19 protein-coding genes and 1 tRNA gene are annotated in these 22,883 nt (G+C 68.9%); 16 read left to right on the top strand and 4 right to left on the bottom strand.

Going from position 1 to position 22,883, the window contains the following annotated elements:
- Window positions 1-13 precede the first annotated feature (13 nt).
- Both AC3WT6_RS06640 and AC3WT6_RS06635 read left to right on the top strand, forming a co-directional pair.
- Entirely contained in the window at window positions 14-481 is a 468-nt protein-coding gene (locus AC3WT6_RS06640; RefSeq protein WP_492652776.1) for an EVE domain-containing protein, read from the top strand.
- A gap of 98 nt (window positions 482-579) precedes the next feature.
- Window positions 580-1,539 (top strand): hypothetical protein, encoded by a 960-nt coding sequence (locus AC3WT6_RS06635; protein ID WP_492652775.1) that lies wholly within the window; start codon window positions 580-582, stop codon window positions 1,537-1,539.
- Between the two features lie 15 nt (window positions 1,540-1,554).
- Here the strand turns inward: AC3WT6_RS06635 and AC3WT6_RS06630 are convergent, their stop codons facing one another.
- Both AC3WT6_RS06630 and AC3WT6_RS06625 read right to left on the bottom strand, forming a co-directional pair.
- Window positions 1,555-2,907 carry an alkaline phosphatase PhoX gene (locus tag AC3WT6_RS06630; protein ID WP_492652774.1) on the bottom strand — a complete coding sequence of 451 codons (1,353 nt, stop codon included), beginning with the start codon at window positions 2,905-2,907 and terminating at the stop codon, window positions 1,555-1,557.
- A 30-nt stretch (window positions 2,908-2,937) separates the two neighbouring features.
- Window positions 2,938-5,370, bottom strand: coding sequence for a TIM-barrel domain-containing protein (locus AC3WT6_RS06625; RefSeq protein ID WP_492652773.1), 2,433 nt, complete (start codon window positions 5,368-5,370; stop codon window positions 2,938-2,940).
- A 173-nt stretch (window positions 5,371-5,543) separates the two neighbouring features.
- On the opposite strand from AC3WT6_RS06625, the gene AC3WT6_RS06620 reads away from it, so the two are divergent.
- From AC3WT6_RS06620 to AC3WT6_RS06605, 4 genes are read left to right on the top strand one after another with little or no spacing between them, the layout of a single operon-like run.
- The gene (locus tag AC3WT6_RS06620; RefSeq protein WP_492652772.1) at window positions 5,544-6,776 is read left to right on the top strand and encodes a glycerophosphodiester phosphodiesterase; all 1,233 of its coding nucleotides are present in this window, start codon (window positions 5,544-5,546) and stop codon (window positions 6,774-6,776) included.
- Window positions 6,773-8,260, top strand: a complete 1,488-nt coding sequence (locus AC3WT6_RS06615) for a purple acid phosphatase family protein (protein ID WP_492652771.1) — start codon at window positions 6,773-6,775, stop codon at window positions 8,258-8,260. The genes AC3WT6_RS06620 and AC3WT6_RS06615 overlap by 4 nt, the downstream gene beginning before the upstream one ends.
- Window positions 8,253-9,131 (top strand): phosphatidylinositol-specific phospholipase C/glycerophosphodiester phosphodiesterase family protein, encoded by an 879-nt coding sequence (locus tag AC3WT6_RS06610; RefSeq protein WP_492652770.1) that lies wholly within the window; start codon window positions 8,253-8,255, stop codon window positions 9,129-9,131. Before AC3WT6_RS06615 ends, AC3WT6_RS06610 begins: the two co-directional genes overlap by 8 nt.
- Window positions 9,132-9,179: 48 nt before the next feature.
- Window positions 9,180-9,878 (top strand): glutathione S-transferase N-terminal domain-containing protein, encoded by a 699-nt coding sequence (locus tag AC3WT6_RS06605; RefSeq protein WP_492652769.1) that lies wholly within the window; start codon window positions 9,180-9,182, stop codon window positions 9,876-9,878.
- 57 nt (window positions 9,879-9,935) lie between these two features.
- On the opposite strand, the gene AC3WT6_RS06600 is transcribed toward AC3WT6_RS06605, so the two are convergent.
- Window positions 9,936-10,028, bottom strand: a tRNA-Ser gene (locus AC3WT6_RS06600).
- 131 nt (window positions 10,029-10,159) lie between these two features.
- Here AC3WT6_RS06600 and mltF point away from each other — a divergent pair.
- From mltF to AC3WT6_RS06555, 9 genes are all read left to right on the top strand, one after another.
- A complete protein-coding gene (mltF, locus tag AC3WT6_RS06595) occupies window positions 10,160-11,749 on the top strand; it encodes a membrane-bound lytic murein transglycosylase MltF (protein WP_492652768.1) in 1,590 nt (529 codons plus the stop codon).
- A 118-nt stretch (window positions 11,750-11,867) separates the two neighbouring features.
- Complete coding sequence (locus tag AC3WT6_RS06590; protein WP_492652767.1) at window positions 11,868-12,527, top strand: response regulator; 660 nt, start codon at window positions 11,868-11,870, stop codon at window positions 12,525-12,527.
- The gene (locus tag AC3WT6_RS06585) at window positions 12,524-13,870 is read left to right on the top strand and encodes an ATP-binding protein (protein WP_492652766.1); all 1,347 of its coding nucleotides are present in this window, start codon (window positions 12,524-12,526) and stop codon (window positions 13,868-13,870) included. The genes AC3WT6_RS06590 and AC3WT6_RS06585 overlap by 4 nt, the downstream gene beginning before the upstream one ends.
- Before the next feature lie 133 nt (window positions 13,871-14,003).
- On the top strand, window positions 14,004-16,199 hold the full coding sequence (locus AC3WT6_RS06580) for a peptidase M19 (protein ID WP_492652765.1): 2,196 nt from the start codon (window positions 14,004-14,006) through the stop codon (window positions 16,197-16,199).
- A gap of 25 nt (window positions 16,200-16,224) precedes the next feature.
- On the top strand, window positions 16,225-17,694 hold the full coding sequence (locus AC3WT6_RS06575; RefSeq protein ID WP_492652764.1) for a hypothetical protein: 1,470 nt from the start codon (window positions 16,225-16,227) through the stop codon (window positions 17,692-17,694).
- A 90-nt stretch (window positions 17,695-17,784) separates the two neighbouring features.
- Window positions 17,785-19,296, top strand: coding sequence for a DegQ family serine endoprotease (locus tag AC3WT6_RS06570; protein ID WP_492652763.1), 1,512 nt, complete (start codon window positions 17,785-17,787; stop codon window positions 19,294-19,296).
- A gap of 120 nt (window positions 19,297-19,416) precedes the next feature.
- On the top strand, window positions 19,417-19,980 hold the full coding sequence (locus tag AC3WT6_RS06565) for a DUF1003 domain-containing protein (RefSeq protein WP_492652762.1): 564 nt from the start codon (window positions 19,417-19,419) through the stop codon (window positions 19,978-19,980).
- Window positions 19,981-20,076: 96 nt separating this feature from the next.
- A complete protein-coding gene (locus AC3WT6_RS06560; protein ID WP_492652761.1) occupies window positions 20,077-20,460 on the top strand; it encodes a hypothetical protein in 384 nt (127 codons plus the stop codon).
- Complete coding sequence (locus AC3WT6_RS06555; RefSeq protein WP_492652760.1) at window positions 20,460-21,647, top strand: low temperature requirement protein A; 1,188 nt, start codon at window positions 20,460-20,462, stop codon at window positions 21,645-21,647. The genes AC3WT6_RS06560 and AC3WT6_RS06555 overlap by 1 nt, the downstream gene beginning before the upstream one ends.
- Window positions 21,648-21,650: 3 nt before the next feature.
- Here the strand turns inward: AC3WT6_RS06555 and rph are convergent, their stop codons facing one another.
- On the bottom strand, window positions 21,651-22,364 hold the full coding sequence (gene rph / locus AC3WT6_RS06550; protein WP_492652759.1) for a ribonuclease PH: 714 nt from the start codon (window positions 22,362-22,364) through the stop codon (window positions 21,651-21,653).
- Between the two features lie 108 nt (window positions 22,365-22,472).
- Here rph and AC3WT6_RS06545 point away from each other — a divergent pair, with 108 nt between their 5' ends.
- Complete coding sequence (locus AC3WT6_RS06545) at window positions 22,473-22,880, top strand: SufE family protein (RefSeq protein ID WP_492652758.1); 408 nt, start codon at window positions 22,473-22,475, stop codon at window positions 22,878-22,880.
- The last annotated feature ends 3 nt before the right edge of the window (window positions 22,881-22,883 follow it).

Below are 22,883 nucleotides of genomic sequence, written 5' to 3'. Positions count from 1 at the left end.
ATCCGAGCACCCCATGCCCCAGCGCTTTTGGCTGATGAAGTCCGAGCCCGAATCCTTCTCCATCGACGATCTGAAGAAGCGGCCGAAGAAGACCGAGCCCTGGGACGGCGTGCGCAACTACCAGGCGCGCAATTTCATGCGCGACCAGATGCAGGTCGGCGACGGCGTGTTGTTCTATCACTCCAACTGCGAGGTGCCGGGCATCTACGGCCTGGCCGAGATCGCCAGCACCGCGTATCCGGACCCCACGCAGTTCGACCCCAAGCACCACCACTACGATCCGGGCTCCAAGCCCGAGGAGCCGCGCTGGCTCTTGGTGGACGTGCGCTACCAGCGCCACCTGAAGCGCCCGATCACGCTGGAAACCCTGCGCCAGCACGAGGAGCAGTTGCAGGGCCTGGCGGTGATCGCGCGCGGCAACCGGCTGTCGGTGATGCCGGTGCGACCGGAGCACTGGCAGGCGATCCTGGCGCTGGAATGAGTAGCCCGCGCTCGACCTGAGCCGACCATCACGGCTTCGTAAACTGCCGTCGCTAGGCTGCGCGGTTTGGGGATCCCCTCCCCGTTCCACACCCAGCCATGCCGCTCTCCGACACCGCCTCTCTCCGCCGACTTTTTCGGGCCTGCATCCTGCTGCCGCTGAGCTGGCTGGCCGCCTGCGGCGACTCCGGCCAGGCCGAGCCTTTCCCGGACCCGACAGCATCGGAACCGGCTCTGGTCGAATACCGGCTCGACAGCGAGGTGGTCAACGAGTCCAGCGGCCTCGCCCGCTCGCAGCGACGCGACGACGTGCTCTGGACGCTCAACGACAGCGGCGGCGCCACCGAGCTGTACGCGATCAGCAGCAGCGGCAAGCTGTTGGCGACGCTCAGCATCCAGGGCGCCTTGCTCAATCTCGACTGGGAGGATCTCGCCAGCTACACGCAGGGCGGCAAGGCCTACCTGCTGATCGGCGACATGGGTGACAACAGCGCCTTCCGGCCGGTGCTGAGTTTCTATCGCGTCGAGGAGCCGGAGCTGATTCCTTCCGCTACGCCGCAGGCGCTCAGCGCCACAGCCACCGTCTACACCGTCGCCTACCCCAACGGCCCACGCGATGCCGAATCGCTGGCAGTCGATGGCGAGGAGAACATGGCCTATGTGCTCTCAAAGCGCGATGACCAACCGACGCTGTACCGCTTCCCGCTGGCGAGCCCCCTACCGCTCGCGCTGCCGGCAATCATGGAAAACCTCGGCGCCATCAACATCCCGCGCGCGCCGGCCGATTACGCCGGCAATGCCGAGTCCTACAACTGGACCACGGCGATGGACTTCGACGACAGCCTGAGCCGCGCCTATGTCGGCAGCCTGGTCAACGGCTACTTCTGGGACCGCGCCAAAGGCGAAACCTGGGCTGTAGCCTTCGCCCGCCCACCCCGCAGCTTCGACCTGCCGGACTATCCGCAGATCGAGGCCGGCAGCTTCGCGCTCGGCCGCCGTGACAGCCTCTACATCAGCAGCGAGAGCGTGCCGATGCCGCTGGCGCGCCTGCATCCCTGACGACCAGGCGCCGGTTCAGGGCGTGAACCAGGGCCCCTCGACACAATAGGTGATGCCGGCGAAACCGGTGACGCCACCAGCGTTCGGTCCGCGCTGGCTGCTGAAGTAGAAGTAGCGGCCATCGGGCGAGAACGCCGGGCCGGTGACCTCCGAGCCGTCCTGGCCGACCAATTGCACCAGCACCGCCAGGCTGCCGTCGGGCTGGATCGCCACCGCCTGCTGGTTGGCTTCTTCCTTGTCTTCCACCACCACGATGTCGCCGCCCGGCGTCATCACGATGTTGTCCACCGAATCCAGGATCGGAGTCGGCGCGAAGAAGAAGTCGTCGTAGATCACTTCCAGCGTCTGCTTGCCGAGATCGTGCGCCCACACTCGGCGGTCGCCCTTGCTGGTGAAGTACACCACGCCGTTCTGACACCAGATGCCCTCGCCGCCGTTGAAGTGGCTGGCCTCGGTCTGCAGGCGCGTCGGCGTCTGCGGCTGCAGCTCGGCGGGCAGTTCCGGCAGTTGCAGCGGATTCGGATTGGGCACGTCCAGCCAGCTCACCGGCCAGGGGCCGCGTGCGCCTTCGGCGTCGAGTTCCTCCTGGCTGATAGCGACCTTCAGCGCCTGAAGCTTGCCGCTGGTGCCGGGCCGGCCGCCGAGGTTCGGCTCATCGGGGACGAACCGGTAGAAGCAACCGTCGCCCATGTCCTCGGTGAGGTAGAAGGTATTGCTGGCCGGGTCCACCGCCGCGGCCTCGTGGGTGAAGGTGCCGCAGCCGTCGATGCGGCGCGCCGCCGTCACCCCGTTCTTGTTGTAAGGATCGCATTCCCAGATGTAGCCGATGTCGGTTTCCTCACCCGACAGCCAGGTACCCCAGGGCGTGACACCGCCGCCGCAGTTCAGACGGCTGAGTACGCCCGAGAGAATGTTGTAGGCATCGACGATGGCGCCGTCCTTGTCGAAGCGGATGGCGTTGACGCCGCCGAACAGGAACTCGCGATTGGAGACATAGACCCAGCCGCCGTCGTCGGCGGGAAACACCGCGCCGGCGTCGGGATCGCTGTGCCAGACGAAGCCGGTATCGCCGACCGGCCGGTTGGCCTGGGCGATGACGCGGCTCTTGAAGCCCTGCGGGATCAGCAGGCCGTTCTCGTCCGGCGTCTCCGCCAGCGGCGGCACCACCAGCCGACCCCGCACCGGGGTCGGCGGCGGCACCACTGGATCATCGACGGCCGGCGCTTCCGAGGAACTGGTGCAGGCGGTGAGCGCGCCGCCGACGCCGACCAGGCCCAGGCCGAGAAAGCCCCGGCGCAGGATCTCGCGGCGCGACAGCGCGCGACGCAGCAGGGGTTGGGCCTTGCGGAAGTTAGTGACGACACTCATGACAATCTCCGATTCAAAACAGCAGAAAGCTCAGGGCAGCTCGGCGGCCGACACACCCGGCGGCAAACTGGCGCCGACGCGCACGAACAGCGGCAGCTCGTCCAGTGCCGCCACCACCGGCACCACGCGCGGACCGTCAAACTCGATGCCGTTCCAGAAGTGCCGCCAGCGGCCCGCCGGCAGGTAGACCGTGCGGATGGCGAGGCCGAGATCGACCAGTTCGCCGGTGATCGGCGCCACCAGCAAATCCGGGCCGTAGAGATATTGATCCTCGGCGGCGCGCGCCAGCGCATCGTCCGGGTAGGCATAGGCCATGGGCCGCACGATGGGGATGCCCTGCTCGATGCTGGCCCGCGCCAGCTCGGCGGTGAGCGGCGCCAGGCGGTCATGCAGCGTGGCGTAGCGGCGGTAGTTGTCGATGGCCGCCGTCGACACCCACCAGGGCGGGATGGCGCTCTGCATCACCGGCGAGAGCGCGCCCAGCTGCGTCCAGCGGATGTAGAGATTTGGGGTGGGCAGCAGCAGCGGATTGCCGGCGGCGCCCTCGCCCAGGTCCTGGCGCAGACCGACATAGCCGCCGATGTCGGCACCGTTCCAGGGAAAGCCGCTGGCGGAGAGCGACAGCAGCGAGTTGAGCGCCTGGCCCAGGCCGAGCAGACCCGGCAGGCTCAGATTGTCCGCCGCCCAATGGCCGGTGTAGCGCGCCGAGCCGGTCCAGCCGCCGCGCGCCAGCAGGGCGTAGTCGCTCACCCCCTCGGCATTCGCCGGCCGCTCGGCGGCGAAGGCCTCCCAGGCAGCGCGCTGGTAGAGCACGCAATAGGGATTGTGGTTGGCGCGGTTGGGCAGGCCATTGGCCCAGACCGAGGTGTCGGAAAGATCTTCTTCGCAACGGTCGAGCTTGACGCCATCAACGCCGCGCGCGATCAGTCCGCGCAGACCATCGCGCCACCACGCGAAGGCTTCGGGATCAGTGAAGTCCAGCGCCGGGTCGATGCCGCGCGACGGGAAATAGGTGGCATCGTTGCCATCCTCGCGGGTGCCGCTGACCACCCAGCCGCGTTCGCGGGCGTAGGTCTCGGCCGCGCCACCGACATAGGGCGAGAGCCAGACCATCAGCTTCACGCCGGCCGCGTGTACCGCCGCGATCAGCGCCGCCGGGTCGGGGAAGCGCTCGGCGGAAAACTCGAAGCTGGCGCGCCCGGCGTCCCAGGGGTTGTCGAGCCAGACCGCGCCCAGCGGAATGTCGCGGCTGGCCATGCCCTCGACCAGGGCCAGCACCGACTCGCTGCTGGTGTCCTCGTCCTGCCAGATCATCGGCCGCCACATCCACTCTGCCGGTCGCCACTGCGGGCGGCCGGCGCGCGCCGTATGCGCGCTCAGGATTTCCTGCGGCGTGCCGAGATAGAAGACGTGATGCAAGCTGGCCGCCTCGCGCATCACCTGCACCGCGTCGGCGCGCTCCAGGGGATTGGCGAAGTTGAACTCGCCGCGCTCGTCCTGCGCGCTCCACAGCCCCCAGCCAGCGCTGCTCCAGAAGAACGGCGCGGCGACCTCGTTGGTGGACAGGAGCGAGCGGTCCGAGCCCAGGCCGTGGCTGATCCACAAGGGCACCGACAAGCCGCGCAGATTGAACCGGCCGAAGCGCTGGCCGGCGCCGTAGTAGCCGGCGCCGGTGACGGCCGCCCAGGCATCGGCCACCGCCTGCACGTCGGCGGCCTTGGGCCGGTAGTCGAGTTCCAGGGCGCCGTCCTCGGCAAAGCCGACGCGCAACTCGGCGCCGGCGCCGTCGCTGGTCGCGAGATCCAACCAAAGCTCGCGGCGATCGGCCTCGCGCAGGCTGGCGCCGCTCGCTGCCTGCCAGCCGGCGGCGCTGCGATAGGCCAGCGGCTGGTAGCTGACATCGACCAGGCCGGGATAGCAGCGGTCGATGCCGTCCTGCACGTCGTTGCAACCGTAGTAGTCGAGATTGAGCGGCAGGGCCAGACCGCTGCCGACCGACTCCAGCACCCGCTCGCCGCGCTGGATGCGGTAGTGGCCGCTCTGCTTGGCGATGACGAACACCGCGCCTGTGAGCGGATCGCTGGCGCTCAGCTCGCTGTCGGTCTCACTCAGCACCAGCGCCGGCGGCAAGGCCTCGAAGCGCGCCTGCACTTGTCGGTCGCGATCCATGCGCAGCGTGCAGCTCTGGCCCTGGCAGCCGCCCGCGTAGCCGGCAAAGCGAAAGCCCTCGGCGGCGTTGGCGCGCAAGACCAGCGTGCTGTCCCGCGCGAACTCGGCCTCGCAGCGGGCCGGGCAATCCAGACCGGCCGGCTCGGACTGCACGCGACCCTCGCCGGTGATCTGCACCTGCAAGCGCTGGCGCGCGGCCGATGGCGGCTCCGGCTCGCCGGCCGGCGGCGCCTGTCCGGGCGCACCGCCGCAGGCCGTCAGCAACAACAGTAGCGGCCACAGCGCGGACGACATCGATGCGCGCCGACCTGGCAAGGAAATCATGGGGACCGGTGAAACGGGGAGGCGACCGCTGAAGTTAGCGACCGCAGATTGCAGGGTATTGACAGTCAGCGCGCCGCGTCATCAGCGCATCACATCGCCTGGCTAATTTACAGGTTTCGCCCCAGCTCCCCTCTCCGCCAGCCATGCTTCGTCTACTGCTGACCTTGCTGCTGTTGTCTGTCACCAGTGTCGGAGCGGCGGAGCTGCCGAAGGCCAGCGAGGCCTGCGATCAGAGCGCCGACCAGGCCCGCTGGCTCGAAGTCGGCACACCAGACCTCGGCCGCCGGCCGCCGCTGATCTCGGCGCACCGGGGCGGCGTGAACCTGGCGCCGGAGAACACCCTCTGGGCCTACCGCCACGCTTTCGCCTACGGCATGGACTTTGTCGAGATCGACGTGCGCGAATCGCTGGATGGCGTGCTCTATTCCATGCACGACGACGCGGTGGCGCGCACCACCGGCGGCAGCGGCAACATCTCGACGCTGCTCTCCAGCCAGATCGACGCGCTCAACGCCGCCAACTTCGAGCCCTGGATCGCCGGCGAGTACGACCCCTCGCCGGTGCCGCGCCTGGACGACATCCTGGCGCTGGCGCGTGACAGCCAGCGCGGCATCGAGTTCGACATCAAGTTCGTGAAGAACTACCTGGGCTTCTTCCAGAAGGTGCAGGACTACGGCCTGATGCAACGCAGCTACTTCAACATGAGCGGATTCACCGTCAGCCTGGCGCAGCTGCTCTACCCCGAGCTGCGGGTGATCTACAACATCGACGACAAGCCCGACGCGCAGACCGCCTACGACGAGACCGGCCGCTCGATCATCTACGGCTCGGCGATGGACAAGTTCACGCCGGAGCTGATCGCCGCCATCCACGACGGCTGCTCCTTGGTGCTGCCGCACAGCTACGACGACGGCCACGAATACGAGGCGGCGGAATTTCTGCGTGGCCTGGCGATGGGCGCCGACGGCGCGCAGTCCAATCAGCCGGACGTGATCCGTGCGCTGCTCAACGCGCCGCTGGCGGTGAAGCTGGCACCGGGCAGCGCGGCCGAGGCCGGCAGCAACAGCGTCTGCCTGACCAACGCCGAAAACGGCCTGGGCCTGCCGCGCAAGACGCTGAGCTACAGCCGACGCGATGGTGGCGAACCGGCCGAGGCGCTCAGCAACCGCTACGGCTGCGTCAGCCTGCCGGGCGCGGTGCAGGACTATGTGGTGCGCTTTGCCGGCGATGCCACTGCGCAGGCCGCGCAATACAACCAGCTCGACACGCCGCCACCGGTCGCCACGCCAACCCACACCGAGGGCGGCAGCCTGCCGCTGCTCGCCAGCCTGCTCTACCTGCTGATCGCCGCGCTGCGGCGCCGGACCCTGCCATGACCCACGCCCTGCCCCCAGACCTGCGCCGCCGCCGCTTTCTCCAGCACGGGGTCTATGGCGGTAGCGCCCTGCTGCTGCCGGCCTGGCTGGGTGGCTGCGGCGCCAGCGAGCGCGGCACCCCGCCGACCACGCCGGAGCCGCCGGTGACACCGCCGGTCACCCCGCCCAGCGCCAAGTTCGCGCCGCGCGGCAGGCATCTGTCCTGGACCAGCGACCCGCTGCGCAGCCGCACCGCCACCTGGTTCACCGACGGCGCCGACGCGCCGCGCAGCTATATCGAGTTCGGCCCGGTGAGCGAGGGCATGAGCGCGGCGGAGATCGCCAGCGCGCCCTTCCCCGGCCGCGCCGAAGCGACCACCACCGCCACGCCCGGCGTCGCCAGCTTTACCCACAAGGCCACCGCCAGCGGCCTCGACCCGGCGCTGCCCATGCGCTACCGCGTCGGCTCCGACGAGGGCTGGAGTCCGGTGCGGGTGGTGCGGCCGACACCGGCCGGCGAAGGCTTCCGCTTCTGCCACTTCGGCGACCACGGCATCGGCACCAGTTCCAGCGCGGTGCTGCGCGCCATCGCCGCGCGGCAGCCGGACTTCGCCCTGCTGGCCGGCGACATTTCCTACGCCAACGGCGAGCAGCCGCTGTGGGACGACTACGTCAATGCCATCGAGGCCGACTACGCCGCCGGCGGCATCCTGATGACCGCGCCCGGCAATCACGAGGAAGAGGACAACAACGGCCAGACCTACCGCAACCGCTTCGCCTGCCCGAGCTCGACGCAGAGCCCGGACGGCACCTTCTACAGCTTCGATCTCGGCCGCTGCCACTTCGTGATTTCCACCGGCGGCTGCTTCGCCACCGACGGCACGCTGGTGAGCGAGCTGGCCTTCCTGGAAGCCGACCTCGCGCAGGCGGCGCTGCGCCGCGCGGCCGGCGAGATCGACTTCATCATCGTCTCCCAGCACTTCACCCTCTGGACCGACAACGAGGGCCGCAACCCGGCCAACTTCACCCTGGTGCTGCTGCAGGAAAACATCTTCGTGCGCTACGGCGTCGATCTGCTGGCGGTGGGCCACGACCACATCTACCAGCGCAGCAAGCCGATGAGCTTCGGCCTGCCCAATCCGCTCGGCTACACCCAGGTCACCGCCGGCACCGGCGGCAAGAGCTTCTACGTGCTGCTGCCGCAGTCCGGCTGGAGCGCCTTTGGCCTGCAAGACACGCATGTGTTCGTCGAGTACACGGTGAGCCGCAGCGAGATCAAGGCCACCACCTGGGCGGTCGATCCGCTCAGCGGCGCCACCGCCGTGGCGGATACGTTCAGCATCCCGCGCCGCAGCCTGCTGGCCGCCAACCAGGCGGTGCAGCCGGTGCGCTCGGTCGCCGCGCTGGGCAGGCCCATCGACGGCAACTTTGATCTGCTGGCCCGACGCACCCAGGTCGCCAACCGCCTGAAGCGCGCGCACTGCGCCGCGCTCGATCATGCCTAGTTGGCACCGACTGCCGCTGCTGGCGGCCTTGTGGCTCGCGGCCTGCGCCGAAAGCCTGCCGCCGGACGCGCTGCCGACCCCGACCGAGCCGCCGACGGCGACGGAGAAGTCCCTGCGCCGCGCCCATGCGCACAACGACTACCAGCACGAGCGGCCACTGTTGGACGCCCTAGACCAGGGCTTCGCCAGCGTCGAGGCCGACGTCTACACCCTGCCGCTGCTGGGCCTCGGCGGGCTCTATGTCGCGCACGATCCGCAGGACATCCGCCTGGAGCGCACGCTGGCCGCGCTCTACCTCGAGCCGCTGAAGGCGCGCGCGCAAGCCAACGGCGGCTGCATCCAACCCGACTGTGCGCCCTTCAGCCTGCTGATTGACGCCAAGACCAGCGCCGAGTCCACCTGGCAGGCGATCGAGGCGGAGCTGGCGAAGTACGGCGATCTCTTCACCCGCTACGAGAACGGCGCGGTCATCCCCGGTGCGGTCACCGCCATCCTCTCCGGCAACCGGCCGAAGGACGCCATGCTCGCCGCCAGTAGCCGTTACTGCTTCTACGACGGCCGTTTTGCCGACCTGGGCAGCAGCGAGCCGGCCAGCTTCATGCCGCTGATCAGCGATAGCTGGACCACCGAGTTCGGCTGGGATGGCAATGGCGCGATGCCTGCCGACCAGCAGGCCAAGCTGCGCGGCAGCATCGCCCAGGCGCATGCCGCCGGTCGGCGGGTGCGGCTCTACAACGTGCCGGATGCGGCGGGCAGCGCCCGCGACAATCTCTGGCGCGAGTTCATCGCCGCCGATCAGGACCACATCAACACCGACGACCTGCCGGGGTTGCGTGCCTTCCTGCTCGCCAACGATCCCTTGCAGCGTTAGCGCAGTCCTGCGCATGGCAAGCTGTGCGCATCCGCAGGCGCTCCCGCCATGACCGATCTCTCGTCCTACCCCATCACCCGCAAGTGGCCGGCCCTGTACCCGGACCGCATCCAGCTCTACTCGCTGCCGACGCCCAATGGCGTGAAGGTCTCGATCCTGTTGGAGGAAACCGGCCTGCCCTACGAGCCGCACAAGGTCGATTTCGCCAGCAACGACCAGCTCTCGCCGGAGTTCCTCTCGCTCAACCCCAACAACAAGATCCCGGCCATCCTCGACCCGCAGGGGCCGGGCGGCCGGCCGCTGGCGCTGTTCGAGTCCGGCGCGATCCTGCTCTACCTCGCCGACAAGGCTGGCGCCTTCCTCCCCGCCGAACCGGCCAGGCGTTACAAGGCGATCCAGTGGCTGATGTTCCAGATGGGCGGCATCGGCCCGATGTTCGGGCAGCTCGGCTTCTTCCATAAATTCGCCGGCAAGGACTACGAGGACAAGCGCCCGCGCGACCGTTATGTGGCCGAGACCCAGCGGCTGCTGACTGTGCTGGAGCGGCAGCTCGATGGCCGCGACTGGCTGCTCGGCAAGGACTACAGCATCGCCGACATCGCGACCCTCCCCTGGGTTCGTAACCTGATCGGCTTCTACGGTGCCGGCGAGCTGGTGCAGATCCAGAACTATCCGAACGTGCTGCGGGTGCTGGAAGCCTTCCTGGCGCGGCCGGCGGTGCAGCGTGGATTGAGCATTCCGGGCTGAGCAAGTTCAGTCCCGGACAAAGCAAAACGCCCTCTTGTGAGGGCGTTGTGTTTGACTTGGCGGACGAGGAGGGATTCGAACCCCCGTGCAGGGTCGCCCCCACCATCTGATTTCGAGTCAGCGCCGTTATGACCGCTTCGGTACCCGTCCTTGGCGCGCATTTTAGCCGAAAGCCGTCGGCGAGGGCGACCATGCGGGCGTTTCCGGCGGCTGTGATACGGTGACAGGCAGAGGAGTTGCACGCCGCCGATCGCCCCAAACCAGAGCTGCGAACCCCGCCCATGTCTGCCCGCCCCGCCCGCCTTCGCCTGCGTAGCCGCCTGCCCGCGGCGCTGTACGGCTGCGTGGCGCTGGCAACCCTAAGCGCCTGCTCGGAGCTGCGCCCGCCGCTACTGGACCAGATCCGCGAAGAGGGCGTGCTGAAGATCGCCTCCACCTACAGCCGCACCAGCTGCTACAGCGGCCCCACCGGCCTGATCGGCTACGAATGCGAGCTGGCCCAGGGCCTGGCCAAGAGTCTGGGGGTGAGTGCCCAGATCAGTTTCAGCAACAGCCCGGCCGACGCCCTGCAGGCGGTGCTGGACGGCCGCGCGCATCTGGCGGCGGCCGGACTCACGGTCAATTCCGAGCGCCGCGACCGGGTACGGTTTGCCACCGCCATCGACCAGGTGGTGCCGCAGCTGGTCTACCGCATCGGCAGCCCGCGCCCGAAGTCGCTGGGCGAGCTGAATGGCCGCCTGCTGGTCTCTGAGGGCGGCAATCACGTTGCCCGGCTGCGGGCGCTGGCGCGCAGCTTTCCGCAGCTGAAGTGGGAGGCGACCACCGCCTACGATTCCGAAGACCTCCTGTTCCAGGTCGCCAGCGGCGAGCTGGACTACACCATCGCCAGTTCGGCGCTGGTGGCGATCAACCAGCGCTACTACCCGCGCCTGCGGGTGGCCTTCGATGTCGGCGCCGCCGAGGACATCGCCTTTGCCTTTGCACCCGGCCGCGATACTTCGCTCTACGACGCCGCCCAGGACTATCTCGCCCGCCTGCCGCCGCGCAATCTGGCGCGCCTGCACGACCGCTACTACGGGCATGTGGAGGAGGTGGACTACTTCAGCTCGGTGCAGATCGCCAACCACATGCGTAGCCGCCTGCCCCGGCTGCGCGGCTATTTCGAGCAATCGGCCAACCGCCACGGCCTGGACTGGCGGCTGCTGGCCGCCATCGGCTACCAGGAGTCGCACTGGGACAGCAGCGCGCTGAGCCGCACCGGCGTGCGTGGGGTGATGATGCTCACCAACGACACCGCCAGCCGCTACAAGGTCGCCAATCGCGAAGACCCCGAGCAAAGCATCGAGGGCGGCGCGCGGGTGTTGGCCGACATCCTGCGCGGCATCCCCGAAGACGTGCCGGAACCCGACCGCAGCTGGATGGCGCTGGCCGCCTACAACCAGGGCCTGGGGCATCTGCTCGACGCCCGCGAGCTGACCGCCCAGCGCGGCGGCGACCCCTTGCACTGGCTGGATGTGCGCGATGTCTTTCCGCTGCTGTCGCGGCCGCGCTGGTATCAGCAGACCAAGTACGGCTACACCCGCGGCCGCGAGGCGGTGGACTTCGTCACCAACGTGCGCGCCTACTACGACATCATCAGCTGGCTCACCTCCGGCGCGCCGGTGCTGCCGCCGCCGCCGCTGCGGCTGGAGCAGAAGCTGCGCGTCGCCGACAACAGCCTGCCCTCCACCGCCGAGTTGCTGCCTGCGGGGCTGGAGACTCCGGTGCTCAGCGGACTCACCCCTGCCCCTGCGGCGGCCAGCGAGCCGCCAGCGCCGGAGGCCACCCCCGCCGAGGCCGCCACCGCACCCGAGCCGGCTCCTGCCAGCTAGACCCTGTGGCCCTCTAGGCGAGCACCGCGCGGCGAGGAGGTCGGCGGCGGCGAACCTTTGCCAACGGCGCGGTCTTAGTCCGCAATCCGCAATCCGCAATCCGCAATCCGCAATCAGAATGCGCCTGCTGCTGGCCGAAGACGATCCCGATATTGGCGCTGCCGCCGTCCGCGGCCTGGGCCAGCGCGGCTTTGCCACCGACTGGGTGCGCGACGGACCCAGCGCCCTCACTGCGCTGGCCAGCGGTGAGCATTTTGATGCCCTGCTGCTCGACCTCGGCCTGCCCGGCCTCGACGGCCACGGCGTGCTGCAACGCCTGCGCGCCGAAGGCCACGAGCTGCCGGTGCTGGTGCTTACCGCCCGCGACGCCGTCACCGACAAGGTGCGCGGCCTCGACGAAGGCGCCGACGACTATCTGGTGAAGCCCTTCGACCTCGACGAACTCGCCGCCCGCCTGCGCGCGCTGCTGCGCCGCCAGGCCGGCCGCGCCGGACCGCGCATCCGCCATCGCGAACTGGAACTCGACCCGGCCCAGCACCGCCTGACCCAGGCCGGGGTCGAGCTGCCGCTGTCGCCGCGCGAATTCGCCCTGCTGCACACGCTGATGGAGCGCCCCGGACAGGTGCTGTCGCGCCAGCAGCTGGAAGAGCGCCTGTACAGCTGGGACCACGCGGTGGAGAGCAATGCCGTGGACGTACACCTGCACGCCCTGCGCAAGAAGCTCGGCCCCGGACTGATCCTGAACGTGCGCGGCGTGGGTTGGCGCCTGGCGCCATGAGCCAGACCCAGGCCAGCCCTAATCGCCAGGCTTCGGCGCCGCGTCTGGGCTCGCTGCGCACGCGCCTGCTCGCCGGCCTTCTGCTTGGCCTCCTGGTCGCGGCGCTGGCCGGCGCCGCGCTGATCTACCGCATCGCCCTGGCCGAGGCCAACGAGGTGTTCGACGAGCATCTGCGCGACACCGCGCTGAGCCTGCGCGACCAGATGTTCGGCGGCCCCTTCGCCCCCGGACCGGAACTCTCCGCCCAGGACCGCGCCGCCGATCTGGTCGTGCAGGTGTTCAGCCTCGACGGCGTGCGCGTGTACTACTCCCAGCGCCACCAGGTGGTGCCCGGCCTGACCACGCTGGGGTATTCCAACGTGCAGACCTCCGAGGGCCGCTGGCGCGTGTTTGGCGTGCAGACGCCGCTGCACGTCATCCAGGTGGCGCAGCCGATGGCGATACGCGAGGCGCGCGCGGCGCGGCTGGCGCTGCGTGTGCTCGCCGGCTTCGCGCTGTTTGTCCCGCTGTTCGCGGCGCTGGTCTGGGTGATCGTCGGCCGCGGCCTGCGGCCGCTGCGCCAGCTCGCCGCCCAGGTCGAACAGCGGCCCGCCGAAGCGCTGTCGCCGCTGCCAGAAAGCGATCTGCCCGCCGAGGCCCAGCCGCTGGTCACCGCCTTCAATGGCCAGCTGCAAAGACTCTCCGGGCTATTGGACCGCGAACGGGCCTTTCTTGCCGACGCCGCCCACGAGTTGCGCACGCCGCTCACCGCCCTGCGTCTGCAAGTGCAGGCCATGCAAAACGCCCCACCGGAAGAGCGGGCCGCAGCGAGCGCCGAAATCCTCCAGGGCATCGACCGCGCCAGTCGCCTGATCGAGCAGCTACTGGCGCTGGCGCGGCAGGAGCAGTTACCGGCGCCGCCGGCGCAGGCGGTCGCACTCGATGCGCTGGCGCGGCAGGTGATCGCCGAGCGGCTGCCGCTGGCCGATGCCAAGCGCATCGATCTCGGGCTCAGCGAGGCCGCGCCCTGCGTCGTGCAGGGCGATCCCGAAGCCCTGGCGCTGTTGCTGAAGAACCTGGTCGACAACGCCATCCGCTACGCGCCAGACGGTGCGCGCGTGGACGTGGCCGTGCGCGTGGCCGAAGGCCGGCCGGAGCTCAGCGTGAGCGACAGCGGACCGGGCATCCCGGAGGCCGAGCGGCAAAACGTTTTGCGCCGCTTCTACCGACTGCCCGGCAGCGGCGCCAGCGGCAGCGGCCTGGGGCTGGCCCTGGTCAACCGCATCGCCGAGCGCCACGGCGCCCAGCTGCGGCTGGAGAGCGGACCTCTGGGCGGACTACTGGTGCGGCTGCGGTTTTGCTAGAGGCCACGCCGGCCGGCGATCTCCCCTCGGGCCGGCGCAGAGCGAATTTCACCACTTCGCGCGGTTCGGACCTTTCGTTACCGTAAGGTGACAATCAGTCCAGCTCAGCAAGTACGTCCAGGGAGGACAGCCCGTGCGTCGAGTTTCACCCCAAGTCCGTCTGAGTTCGCTCCTGGTGGCTGGCGTCCTCGCCGGCTGCAACTCCTCGGAGCCGCCGGCGGTCAGCACGCCCGAACCCAACGCCCCGGTAGCGACGCGCTACGACCTCGCCAACCGCTGCCTGGTAATGAAGGCCAACGGCGGCTATGCGGTGCGCAGCGGCTCCAGCTTCCTCGCCAACGGCCAGGACGCCAGCGCCGCCGAGCGCTTCTACATGAAGCCGGCCGGCCTCGGCCGCTATCTGTTCTACACCGCCGACAAGACGCTGATGACCGGCAGCGGCGCGGCGGTGAGCGCCGCTGCCAGTCCGTCCGATGGCTCCGACTGGACTCTCGATGGCGGCGACGGCCGCTACTCCGCCACCACGCTCGGCCAGAGTCTGAGCGTGGCCAGCGACGGCAAGCTGGGCCTGGGCACGGTGCCGGCGACACTCAGCTTCGAACCGGCGCAGGGTTGCACCGAGTACCCGGAAATGCCGGTGGGCATCGACGGCCCGACCTTCACCGGCCCGGCGCCCGGCAAGCCGGTGCTGGGTTTCGCCGAGGTGCACGCGCACATGGCGATGGGCTCGGACATGTCCGACGGCAGCGGTGATCGCGGCCCCTCGGCCGGCGGCGTGATGTACGGCCACGCGGTGGACCGCTTCGGCGCGCCCGAGGCGCTCAAGAACTGCATCGCCATGCACGGCCCCGAGGGCATCCTCAGCGCCGAGAACATCATCCTCGACACCAACCCGCTGCAGACCCACGACACCGTCGGCTGGCCGACGTTCATCGACTGGCCGAAGAGCGACTCGCAGCTGCACCAGCAGATGTACTACAAGTGGGTGGAGCGGGCCTACAAGGCCGGCCTGCGCACCATGACCGTTCACGGCACCACCATCGAGGCGCTGTGCAACATCGCCAAGCTGACCTTCGGCGACAAGACCGCGGCCTGCGTCGACATGGATGTCGGTACCCGCCAGGTCGAATACCTCTACGACATCGAGAAGTACGTCGACGCCCAGGAAGGCGGCCCCGGCAAGGGCTGGTTCCGCATCGTCAAGGACCCCAGCGAGGCGCGGCAGGTGGTCGGCGACGGCAAGCTGGCGGTGATTCCGGGCCTGGAGTTCGCCAACATCTTCCATTGCCGCGTGCAGTTCCTGCCCGGCATCGGCGAGACCAGCGACTGCACCAAGGAAGACATCGACCGCGAGATCGACGAGGTCTGGGATCTGGGCGTGCGCCAGGTGTTCCCCTACCACGACGTCGACAACGCGCTGGGCGGCACCGGCATCTTCAGCTCGATCCTGAACTACGTCGGCTTCACCAACACCCTGGGCTTCTGGAAGACCTACCCCTGCGAGAACGGCGGCGAAGGCCCGACCTACTTCTACAACGCCGGCGCAGTGCTGGAAACCGCCACGCTCACCCAGTTCAACGACCCGGTCACGCAGTTGCTGATCGCCACCACCGGCGGCGTGCTGCCGATCTACGGCCCCGGCCGCCAGTGCAATGCCCGCACGGTGACCGATCTCGGCAAGTACGCCATCGACAAGATCATGAAGAAGGGCTTCATCCTCGACATCGACCACGCCGAGATCAAGAGCAAGCAGTACATGCTCGACCAGGGCGCGCTGACCACCCCGGCTTACCCGGTGATCTCCGGCCACGGCGGCCACGGCGGCATCAGCAATGCCCAGGCCGAGCAGATCTTCCGCCAGGGCGGCATCATTTATCCGGCCCTGCCCAACGGCAAGGAGTTCGCCGACTTCGTGCAGAAGGTCAAGCCGATCTGGCAGGCCTCCGGCACCAAGCGACCGCTGTCGGTGGGCTATGGCGCCGATGCCAACGGCCTGCGCAATCTGGCCGTTTCCCGAGGCGCCGGCAGCGAGCCAGTGCACTATCCCTTCACCCTGTTCCAGGGTCCGGGCTGGGGTCCGCAGTACGCCGCCGCCGGCATCAAGCCGATCACCGTCCAGCAGCTGTCGATCCCAGATGGCAAGACCTGGAACATGGACGAGGAGGGCATGTCCAACTACGGCCTGGTCGCCGACTTCGTGGAGGAGGCCCGCATCGAGGGCGGCGAGGAGACCACCAGCGCGCTCTACAACTCGGCGGAAGCCTTCCTGCAGCTCTGGGAGCAGACCCTGAAGGCCTCGGCCGACGCGCAGAAGCTGCCGACGCCGTAAGCGCCCAGGCAGGAACAGCGCGAGCGTGAGGACACTGCCGAGATTCGCCGGCCTGGCGGCGCTGGCCGCACCGCTGCCGGTCGCCGCCCACGGCTTCGGCCGGCTCTACAACCTGCCGGTGCCGTTCTGGCTCTATGCCTGGGCGGCGTCGGCGGCGCTGCTGCTGTCCTTCCTGCTGGCCGCCTACTTCGCCACCGCGCCGGCGGCGGCGCGCGCAGGCGGCAGCCGCGATCTCGACGAGCAGGCCCTAGGCCGCGGGCTGCATCGCGCGCGACCGGCGCTGGGCGCGCTCAGCCTGGGCCTGCTGTTGCTGTGCATCGCCACCGGCCTCGTCGGCAACCGCGACCCCTACCGCAATTTCAGCATGACCTTCTTCTGGGTCGTGTTCGTGCTCGGCGGCACCTATCTGAGCGCGCTGGTCGGCAACTTCTACGCCGCGCTCAATCCCTGGCGGGTGATGGCCGGACTGCTGTCCCGCACCTGGCACGGCTATGCGCGCGGACGCTTGCGCTACCGCGAGGCCTGGGGCGACTGGCCGGCACTGGCGCTCTACCTCGGCTTCATCGCCTACGAGCTGTTCGGTCACAGCAAGCCGCCCTCGCTGGCGCAGGCCCTGCTCGCCTACAGCGCGCTCAATCTCTTCGGCGTCTGGCTGGTCGGTGCCGGCGCCTGGTTCCGGCACTGCGAGCTGTTCTCGGTGTTCCTGCGGCTGATCGCGCTGATGGCGCCACTGGACTACCAGCCCGCCGAAACCCCGGGCGCACGCGGCCGGCTGCGGCTGCGCTGGCCGCTGGCCGGGCTGATCGAGGAACGCCCGCAGAGCCTGAGCACGGTGAGCTTCGCGCTGGCCATGCTCTCCACCACCGCCTTCGACGGCCTGCGCGCGACGCAGTGGTGGGTCTGGCTGTTCTGGCGCGACAGCACGGGCTGGATCACCGCACTGGTCGGCGGCCGGCCGATCACCGCCTACGCTCTGCTGCGGCCCTGGTATGTCCGCTGGGAACTGTTCTGGCTGCTGATCTCGCCCTTCCTCTACCTCGCCGCCTACCTCGCCTGCCTGTGGCTGGCGAAGAAGCTCACCCGCAGCGCGCGGCCGCTGCGCGCGCTGGCGCTGGACTTCGGCTACAGCCTGCTGCCGATCGCGCTGGTCTACCACGCCACCCACTACTCCACCCTGCTGCTGACCCAGGGCCTGAAGATCGTGAGCCTGTGCTCCGACCCCTTCGGCTGGGGCTGGAACCTGTTCGGCAGCGCGCGGCTGCTGCGCGCGCCGATCCTGCCGGCCATGGGCCTGGTCTGGCACACCCAGGTGGGCCTGATCCTGCTCGGCCATGTGCTGAGCGTCTGCGTCGCCCACCGGATCGCCCTGCGCCTCTGGCCCGACCGCCGGCAGGCGCTGCTGAGCCAGCTGCCGATGCTGCTGCTGATGGTGGCGTTCACCGTCGCCGGGCTGTGGATACTGGCCCAGCCTCTGACCGTGGAGCGGATGCGCTGACGCCGCCTTAACTCTTCCCTAAATCTACGCGCGCATCGTCCTACTCAGTCCCGGCATCCCGCCGGGGTGAGAGACCGGAGCAGATGCCCGATGAACGTACCGAACTTCGTCCGCAAACCCATGGCCGCCGCCGCTCTGGGCGCCGCACTCGCGGCACCCGTGGGCGCGCTGGTCGCACTGGGCTACCACAGCCACGCCGAGGCGGGGATGCCCACCGCCACCGCCAGCAGCACGTTGTCACTGCCCGCCAGCACGCCGCAGATGGTGGTGCCCAACTTCGCGGCACTGGTAAAGCAGTACGGGCCGGCGGTGGTGAACATCACCACCAAGGAAACCATCAAGACCGCCGCCCGCGCACCCCAGCAGGGGCAGTTGCCACCGGGCTTCCCGGGCTTTGGCAATGGCGGCGGTGATGATCCTTTCTCGCAGTTCTTCGGTCTGGTGCCGCAGCCGCCCCAGGGCCGCGGGCAGAACGCGCCGGTGCTGCGTGGCGAGGGCTCCGGCTTCATCGTCGGCAGCAATGGCGTGATCCTGACCAATGCCCATGTGGTCGCCGACGCCAAGGAGGTGACGGTGAAGCTGGTAGACCGCCGCGAGTTCACCGCCAAGGTGATCGGCCAGGACGAGACCAGCGACGTCGCGGTACTGAAGATCGACGCCAAGGACCTGCCCACCGTGAAGCTCGGCAACCCCGACAACGTCGCGGTCGGTGAATGGGTGGTGGCGATCGGCGCGCCGTTCGGCTTCGAGAACAGCGTCACCCAGGGCATCGTCAGCGCCAAGGGCCGCACGCTGCCGGACGGCAGCTATGTGCCCTTTCTGCAAACCGATGTGGCGATCAACCCCGGCAATTCCGGCGGACCGCTGTTCAATCTCAACGGCGAGGTGGTCGGCATCAACTCGCAGATCTATTCGCGCAGCGGCGGCTATCAGGGCGTGTCGTTTGCGATCCCGATCGACGTGGCGATGAACGTCAGCCAGCAGTTGCAGACCAGCGGCCATGTGGCGCGCGGCAAGATCGGCGTGACGGTGCAGCCGCTCGATGGCCAGCTGGCGCAGAGCTTCGGCCTGGATAAACCGGTGGGCGCCCTGGTGGCGCAGGTGCAGAAGGGCAGCCCCGGCGAGTCGGCGGGGCTCAAGTCCGGCGACGTGATCCTGCGCTTCAACGGCGCCGAGATTCGCGATTCCTCGGAGCTGCCCTCGCAGGTGGCGCGCCTGGCGCCCGGCACCAAGGCGACGCTGTCGGTCTGGCGCGACGGCAAGGAGAAGGAGCTGGTGGTGCAGCTCGCCGACATGGGCGGGCAAGAAGTCGCCAGCGCCAGCGACGACAGTGCGTCCGGCAAGCTGGGGCTGTCGGTGCGGCCGCTCAGCAAGGACGAGCTGAAGCAGATCGAGAGCGACAACGGCCTCCTGGTGCAGGACGTCGCCGGCGCCGCCGCCGAGGCCGGCATCCGCCCCGGTGACGTGGTGCTGGCGGCCAATGGCAAGGCGGTCGGCAGCGTGGCCGATCTGAAGGCGATCACCAGCCAGGCGTCCAAGCACATCGCCCTGCTGGTGCAGCGTGGCGAGAGCCGGCTGTTTGTGCCGGTGGATCTCGGCTAGGGCTAGGCGCTTCGGCGGCTCGCGCGCGATGCGCGAGCCGCCGGGGCGCGCCGGGCCCTAAACTGCGGCATCGCCGGCCGGACTGCTTGGGCCGGCCTTATTACCGCCCCAGGAATCACCATGAGCCACGTCCCCTCCCAGGATTACCTGCAATCCGCCGTCCGCTGGTTTGGCCGCAGCGGCGACCAGCTGAGCAAGACCGAGCGCAAGGCGCTGCGCCATGCCTCGCAAAGGCTGGCGGTTTCCCAAGACCCCAACAAGCTGCTGGACGAGCGCGCCACGGTCGGTGAGCGCCTGGCCGACGGCGTGGCGCGCTTCGGCGGCTCCTGGACCTTCATCATCGTCTTCTTCGTACTGCTGATGAGCTGGACGCTGGTCAACACCCAGCTGCTCGGCGACCACGCGTTCGACCCCTATCCCTTCATCTTTCTCAATCTGGTGCTGTCGATGCTGGCGGCGATCCAGGCGCCGATCATCATGATGAGCCAGAACCGCCAGTCGACCAAGGACCGGCAGATGGCGGCGCACGATTACGAGGTCAATCTCAAGGCGGAGATCGAGATCATGGCGCTGCACGACAAGCTCGACGCGCTGCGCAACGAGAATCTGACCGTGATCCTGGCCAAGCAGCAGGAGCAGATCGAACTGCTCACCAGGCTGCTGGCGGAGCGGCATCGGCACTAGGGCCTGTCACCCATTGCGGGGTCGCCGCTGTCTTTGCAGGGACATCCACATTTGCAAGACTGCGGGCCTATCAGCCTTGCAACAGGAAATCCTCGCATGCCCGGTCACAGCACCTATGTCCTCGCCCGCGTGCTGCTCGCCAGCGTCTTCGTCGGCCTGGGCGCCGCCCGGCTGCTGGCCGGCCTGGGCCTGATGGCCGGCGGTGAGACGGCCTACAGCCTGGGCGCGTTGGCCTTCTCGGCCTTCGAACTGGCCGCCGGGCTGGCGATCGCCTACGGCTGGAAAGTGCGCTGGCTGGCATTGCTGATGGCCGGCTTTCTCGCCTTCGACGCGGTGCTCTCGCACCCGTTCTGGAGCCAGCAGGGCGCCGAGCTGCACGCGCAGCTGCTGCACTTTTTGAAGAATCTCGCGGCCATCGGCGGCCTCTTGCTGCTGTCCTGGGTGGAGGGTGGCGGCCGGCTGTCGCGGGGCTCGCTGTAATGGCGGCGGGCCTGCTGCGGCAACGCAAGGCGCACGAGCACGGCAAGGTCAGCTTCGTCGAGCTGTTCTTCGACCTGGTGTTCGTATTCGCCATCACCCAGCTCTCGCATTCACTGCTGGGCCATCTGACGCCGCTCGGACTGGCGCAGACCGCGCTGCTGATGCTGGCGGTGTGGTGGGTATGGATCTTCACCTCCTGGGTCACCAACTGGCTGGACCCGGAGAAGCTGCCGGTGCGGCTGGCGCTGCTGGTGCTGATGGGCCTGGGGCTCTTGATGTCGGCCTCGCTGCCGCAGGCCTTCGAGGCGCGCGGCCTGGTGTTCGCGCTCGCCTACGTGGCCATGCAGGTGGGACGCAGCCTGTTCTTCCTGTGGGCGGTGCGCGGCGAGCCGGGCATGGTGCGCAACTTCCAGCGCATCCTCGCCTGGCTGAGCCTGGGCGGCGGCTTCTGGATCGCCGGCGGCCTGGCCGAGGGCGAAACCCGCCTGCTGCTCTGGGGCCTCGGCCTGGCGCTGGAATACGCCTCGCCGTCGCTGGGCTTCTGGGTGCCGGGGCTGGGGCGTTCGGAGTCCACCGACTGGAACGTCGAGGGCGGGCACCTGTCCGAGCGCTGCGCGCTGTTCATCATCATCGCCCTGGGCGAGTCGGTGCTGGTCACCGGCGCCACCTTCGCCGAGATGCCCTGGTCGGCGGTCACCGTGGCCGCCTTCCTGACCAGCTTCGTCGGCAGCCTGGCGATGTGGTGGCTGTACTTCGACAGCACCGCGGAAACCGGCAGCCACCGCATTGCCCATGCCCGCGATCCGGGCCGGCTGGCGCGGCTGGTCTACACCTATATCCACCTGCTGCCGGTGGCCGGCATCGTCGTCAGCGCGGTGGCCGACGAGCTGGTGCTGGCGCATCCCCTGGGCCACGCCAGCGCCGCCGCCAGCGCCGCCATCCTCGGCGGCACGGCGCTGTACCTGCTGGGGAGCCTGCTGTTCCGCTGGACTATCGGCGGACAACTGCCATGGTCCTGCCTGCTCGGCCTCCTGGCGCTGGCGGCACTACTACCACTGGCCTCGCAGCTGGCGCCGCTATGGCTGGCGCTGGCGACCACCACGGTGCTGGTGCTGATCGCCGTCTGGGAAGCCAGCGACCGCCACCGGCGGCAGTGCGCCGCGGTGCTGGAGCTGTCTGAGTCTTGAGGCCTAGAGTCCCAGTGCCTCGCGCTGGGCTTCCATCAGCTGGCGGATGCCAAGCGTGGCGAGGTCGAGCAACTGGTCCAGCTCCTCGCGGCGGAAGGCATGACCCTCGGCGGTGCCCTGCACCTCGATGAACTGGCCGGCCTCGTTCATCACCACGTTCATGTCGCACTCGCAGCCGCTGTCCTCGGCGTAGTCGAGGTCGAGCACCGGCGTGCCGTTGTGGATGCCGACGCTGATCGCCGCCACCTGGCCGTGCAGCGGGTCCTTCTTGATCAGCTTGCGGCTCTGCAGGCTGCGGATGGCATCGACCAGGGCGACATAGCCGCCGGTGATCGCCGCGGTGCGGGTGCCGCCATCGGCCTGCAGCACGTCGCAGTCGACGGTGATGGTGTAGGCGCCCAGCGCGTCGAGATCGACGCAGGCGCGCAGGCTGCGGCCGATCAGACGCTGGATCTCCTGGGTGCGGCCGCTCTGCTTGCCGCCGGCCGCCTCGCGCTTGTTACGGGTATGGGTGGCGCGCGGCAGCATGCCGTACTCGGCGGTGACCCAGCCGCCGTCCTTCTTCCAGGCCGGGCCACGCTCCTCGACGCTGGCGGTGCACAGCACCTGGGTGTCGCCGAAGCAGACCAGCACCGAGCCTTCGGCATGCTTGGTAAAGCGACGCTCGAGGCGAATGGTGCGGAGCTGGCTGGGGGTGCGGCCGGAGGTGCGGGACATGGAAAGGGTCAGTCAGGATTTTTGCGGGACGCGAGTATAGTGCCCCGCCTCACGCCTCACGCCTCACGCCTCACGCCTCACGCCTCACGCCTCACGCCTCACGAGATTATGGACATCGACGAACTCGCGGAAACCTTCGAGCTGCTGGGCGACTGGGAGGAGCGCTATTCCTACCTCATCGACCTCGGCCGCAAGCTGCCGGCGCTGGCGGAGGCCGAGCGCAACGAGGAGACCAAGGTGCGCGGCTGCATGTCGCAGGTCTGGCTGGTGGGCGGTCTGCAGGCCGATGGCCGCATGCGCTTCAACGGCGATTCCGACTCCAGCCTGGTGAAGGGCCTGATCGCGCTGCTGATGGCCCTGGTCAACGACAAGACACCGGCGGAAATCCTGGCGCTGGACATCGCCGGCAGCTTCCGGCGCCTGGGGCTGGAGAGCAACATCACCGTCAATCGCCGCAACGGCTTCTACTCGATGGTGGAACGCATCCGCGCGCTGGCGGCGGCGGCTCAGCGCTAGCTC

Source organism: Stagnimonas sp. FW305-C-60 (assembly GCF_058782965.1).
The sequence above is the reverse complement of the archived record's forward strand: the minus strand, read 5'-3'. Positions and strand labels throughout refer to the sequence as shown.

Bases quoted from the DNA above. Each gene is read 5' to 3' on its own strand.
- AC3WT6_RS06640 (WP_492652776.1), top strand. From the start codon at position 14: ATGCCCCAGCGCTTTTGGCTGATGAAGTCCGAGCCCGAATCCTTCTCC.
- AC3WT6_RS06635 (WP_492652775.1), top strand. From the start codon at position 580: ATGCCGCTCTCCGACACCGCCTCTCTCCGCCGACTTTTTCGGGCCTGC.
- AC3WT6_RS06630 (WP_492652774.1), bottom strand. From the start codon at position 2,907: ATGAGTGTCGTCACTAACTTCCGCAAGGCCCAACCCCTGCTGCGTCGC.
- AC3WT6_RS06625 (WP_492652773.1), bottom strand. From the start codon at position 5,370: ATGTCGTCCGCGCTGTGGCCGCTACTGTTGTTGCTGACGGCCTGCGGC.
- AC3WT6_RS06620 (WP_492652772.1), top strand. From the start codon at position 5,544: ATGCTTCGTCTACTGCTGACCTTGCTGCTGTTGTCTGTCACCAGTGTC.
- AC3WT6_RS06615 (WP_492652771.1), top strand. From the start codon at position 6,773: ATGACCCACGCCCTGCCCCCAGACCTGCGCCGCCGCCGCTTTCTCCAG.
- AC3WT6_RS06610 (WP_492652770.1), top strand. From the start codon at position 8,253: ATGCCTAGTTGGCACCGACTGCCGCTGCTGGCGGCCTTGTGGCTCGCG.
- AC3WT6_RS06605 (WP_492652769.1), top strand. From the start codon at position 9,180: ATGACCGATCTCTCGTCCTACCCCATCACCCGCAAGTGGCCGGCCCTG.
- mltF (WP_492652768.1), top strand. From the start codon at position 10,160: ATGTCTGCCCGCCCCGCCCGCCTTCGCCTGCGTAGCCGCCTGCCCGCG.
- AC3WT6_RS06590 (WP_492652767.1), top strand. From the start codon at position 11,868: ATGCGCCTGCTGCTGGCCGAAGACGATCCCGATATTGGCGCTGCCGCC.
- AC3WT6_RS06585 (WP_492652766.1), top strand. From the start codon at position 12,524: ATGAGCCAGACCCAGGCCAGCCCTAATCGCCAGGCTTCGGCGCCGCGT.
- AC3WT6_RS06570 (WP_492652763.1), top strand. From the start codon at position 17,785: ATGAACGTACCGAACTTCGTCCGCAAACCCATGGCCGCCGCCGCTCTG.
- AC3WT6_RS06565 (WP_492652762.1), top strand. From the start codon at position 19,417: ATGAGCCACGTCCCCTCCCAGGATTACCTGCAATCCGCCGTCCGCTGG.
- AC3WT6_RS06560 (WP_492652761.1), top strand. From the start codon at position 20,077: ATGCCCGGTCACAGCACCTATGTCCTCGCCCGCGTGCTGCTCGCCAGC.
- AC3WT6_RS06555 (WP_492652760.1), top strand. From the start codon at position 20,460: ATGGCGGCGGGCCTGCTGCGGCAACGCAAGGCGCACGAGCACGGCAAG.
- rph (WP_492652759.1), bottom strand. From the start codon at position 22,364: ATGTCCCGCACCTCCGGCCGCACCCCCAGCCAGCTCCGCACCATTCGC.
- AC3WT6_RS06545 (WP_492652758.1), top strand. From the start codon at position 22,473: ATGGACATCGACGAACTCGCGGAAACCTTCGAGCTGCTGGGCGACTGG.